Annotated in this window: 2 protein-coding genes; one reads left to right on the plus strand and one right to left on the minus strand. The window is 70.7% G+C overall.

Annotated elements, in window-relative coordinates; genetic code table 11:
* Nucleotides 1–15: 15 nt before the first annotated feature.
* On the minus strand, nt 16–1,683 hold the full coding sequence (locus tag HC022_RS22635) for an acyl-CoA synthetase (protein ID WP_167453903.1): 1,668 nt from the start codon (nt 1,681–1,683) through the stop codon (nt 16–18).
* A 121-nt stretch (nt 1,684–1,804) separates the two neighbouring features.
* On the opposite strand from HC022_RS22635, the gene HC022_RS22640 reads away from it, so the two are divergent.
* Nucleotides 1,805–2,824: an AraC family transcriptional regulator gene (locus HC022_RS22640; protein WP_167453904.1), complete on the plus strand. Its 1,020-nt coding sequence runs from the start codon at nt 1,805–1,807 to the stop codon at nt 2,822–2,824.
* Nucleotides 2,825–3,072: the final 248 nt, after the last annotated feature.

Raw genomic sequence — 3,072 nt, forward strand, 5'->3', positions numbered from 1 at the left:
TTCAAGAGTCCGGGCTCAGGCCTGCGCCTGCTTTTCGACCTCGGCCTTGCGCAGCACGAAGCGCTGCACCTTGCCGCTGGGAGTTTTCGGCAGATCCGCCACGAAGTCCAACGCGCGGGGGTAGGCGTGGGCCGAGAGCCGCCCGCGCACGTGCAGGCGCAGCTCCTCGGACAGTTCCTGCGTGCCCTCGACGCCGTCCGCCAGCACCACGAAGGCCTTCACGATCTCGGTGCGCTCGTGGTCGGGCACGCCGATCACCGCCACGTCCACCACCGCCGGGTGCTCGAGCAGCGCGCTTTCGACGTCGAACGGCCCGATGCGGTAGCCCGACGAGGTGATGACGTCGTCGTCGCGGCCGATGAAGCTGATCGAGCCGTCGGGCTCGAACTCGACGCTGTCGCCGGTGCGATAGTACCCGCCCGCGATCGCCGGAGTGTCCTTGTTGTGGTAGCCGGTGAACCACAGCAGCGGCGAGTTGGCGATGTCCACCGCCAGCGTGCCGGGCTCGTTGGGGCCGACCTCGCGCCCGGCCTCGTCAAGCACCGCGACGCGGTAGCCGGGCATGGCATAGCCCGCCGAGCCCGCGCGCACCGGGTGGTCGAGCCCGTGGTGGTTGTTTACCACCATGCCAAGCTCGGTCTGGCCGTAGTGGTCGTGGATCGGCACGTCGAGGTTCTGGTCGAACCAGCGGATGACCTCGGGGTTGAGCGGCTCGCCGGCGCTGCTGACGACGCGGAGCTGTCCCTTGATGCGGGCCGCGACCTCGGGGCCTGCCGCCATCAGCATCCGGAAGGCGGTGGGAGAGCCCGCAAGGCTCGTCACGCCCAGCCGCTCGACGGTGTCGCAGAGGCTCTGTGCGGTGAAGCCGCCCTCGCAGAGGATCGTCGCCTGTCCCAGCACCAGCGGGCCGGTGATCGCGTAGTAGAGCCCGTAGGCCCAGCCCGGATCGGCGATGTTCCAGAAGGTGTCGCCGGCGCGCAGGTCCACCGCGTCGCGCATGTAGGCGGCGAAGGCGAGCAGCGCGCGCATCGGCACCGGAACGCCCTTGGGCAGGCCGGTGGTGCCCGAGGTGGACATCATCATCATCAGGTCGTCGGCGCCGCGCTGCACGGGCGCGAACTCGGCCGGCGCCGCGGCCATGGCGGCGCGCAGGTCGATGTCGCCGTCGGGGGCTGTCTCGCCCTCCTTCAGCACCACGGCCACCTGCGGGCAGTCCGCGATGCCGTCGAGCTTGCCGCGGTTGGCGGTGTCGGTGACCACGAGCCTTGTGGCGGCGGTGGTCAGGCGGTGCTCGATGGCCTTGGGGCCGAAGGCGGTGAAGAGCGGCTGGTAGGCCGCGCCCAGACGCCACGCGCCCAGCACGGTTGCCACGAGGTCGGGCGTCCGGGGCAGCAGGCCCGCGACCACGCCGCCGGGCTGCACGCCCGCGTCCCTGAGCACGGCGGCCATGCGGGCCGACATCTCGCGCAGGTCCTCGAAGCTGTAGGTCTCGAACCGGCCGTCGGCGGCGATCCAGCGGAGGGCAATGCGATCCTCGCCGCAATGGCGGTCGCAGCACTCGACGCAGGCGTTGAGGCCGGTCGCGATGTCGCCCTGAAGTCCGGCGATGGCGTTTTCGATGCGAAAGAGCTTTACGGCCTCGGCATAGCTCGGCCGTGCCCCGCTGTCGGGTCTGGTGTTCATGGCGGTCTCCTCCCGTTCCGCGCGACGCGCGGTGGTCCGGAAGAGGTAAGGGCGCGGCCCATGGCATACAATGACGGAAGAGGTCTTGAATCGTGATCGGAAATGCCATGTACGTGGCGTCATGGAACGCCGCAGCATCAGCCCCGGTTTCGTCGAGGACGCGCTCTACTGCCTGCACGAGCGGCGCATCGACCCGTCGCCGCTTCTGCGCGCCGCGGGCCTGCCGGGGCAGGTGACGGAGCCGGTCTCGAACATCGCCTACGGCCAGCTCTGGTGGGCCATCGCGCAGGCCATCGAGGACGAGTTCTTCGGCCTCGCCGCGCGGCCGATGCGGCCCGGCAGCTTCGACCTGCTCTGCCACGCGGTGCTGCACGCAAGGACGCTCGATCAGGCGCTGCGCCGGGCGCTGGATTTCCTGCGCGTGGTGCTCGACCACCCGCGCGGCACCCTGCGCATCCGCGAAGGCAGCGCCGAGATCGTGCTCGAGGACGTGACCGATCGCCCGGCCTTCGCCTACCGCACCTACTGGCTGATCCTGATGGGGGTGTCCTGCTGGCTGATCGGGCGGCGGATCCCGCTGCGGGATCTCGACTTCGCCTGTCCCGCGCCGCAGCACCGGCAGGATTACCATCAGTTCTTCAACGCGCCCGTGCGCTTCGGCCAGCCGCAGACCCGGCTGCGCTTCGACGCGGCCTACCTGCGCCTTCCCACCGTGCGCTCTGAGCAGGCCCTGGCGCAGTTCCTGCGCGAGGCCCCCGCCAACATCCTCGTACGCTACCGCCACGACCGGGGCACCGCGGCGCGGGTGCGGGCGCGGCTCAAGGAGACGCCGCCCGCCGCGTGGCCGGGGGTGGCCGAACTGGCCGCCGAGATGCGCCTGTCCGAGGCAACGCTGCGTCGGCAGTTGCGGGCCGAGGGCCAGAGTTACGCCGCGCTTCGGGGCGAGATGCTGTCGGTGGCGGCGCAGCGGCTCCTGCGCGAGACCGACCGGCCGGTGGCGGCGATCGCCGAGGCGCTGGGGTACAGCGAGGCCGGGGCCTTCTACCGCGCCTTCCGGGGCTGGACCGGGCAGAGCCCCGGCGCCTTCCGGCAGGCGGCGCGGGCCGGGGCCGGCGGCGGTGCGGATCCGGAGTCTGCCTGAAAAACCGGCAAACGGCATTTCGCCGCGTGTATTCTGCGTGATCCGGCGGCTCTTTCTGCGGCTGCGAGGCCCGCTCGCGCGGCTTCGTTGACAAGCGAAACGGGACGGGCGCCGATAGGGCGAGACGGCCCAGGCGCTGCCGGGGGCGACCCTGATGCGCCCGGGGCGAAACGGCGGGCCGCCCTTTACTACTCTCATAGTCATTCCCTTCTCAAGGTCATCGATTATTACTTCGGACCGATTTCAGG

The organism is Salipiger sp. HF18 (assembly GCF_011806505.1).
Lineage (GTDB): Bacteria > Pseudomonadota > Alphaproteobacteria > Rhodobacterales > Rhodobacteraceae > Salipiger > Salipiger thiooxidans.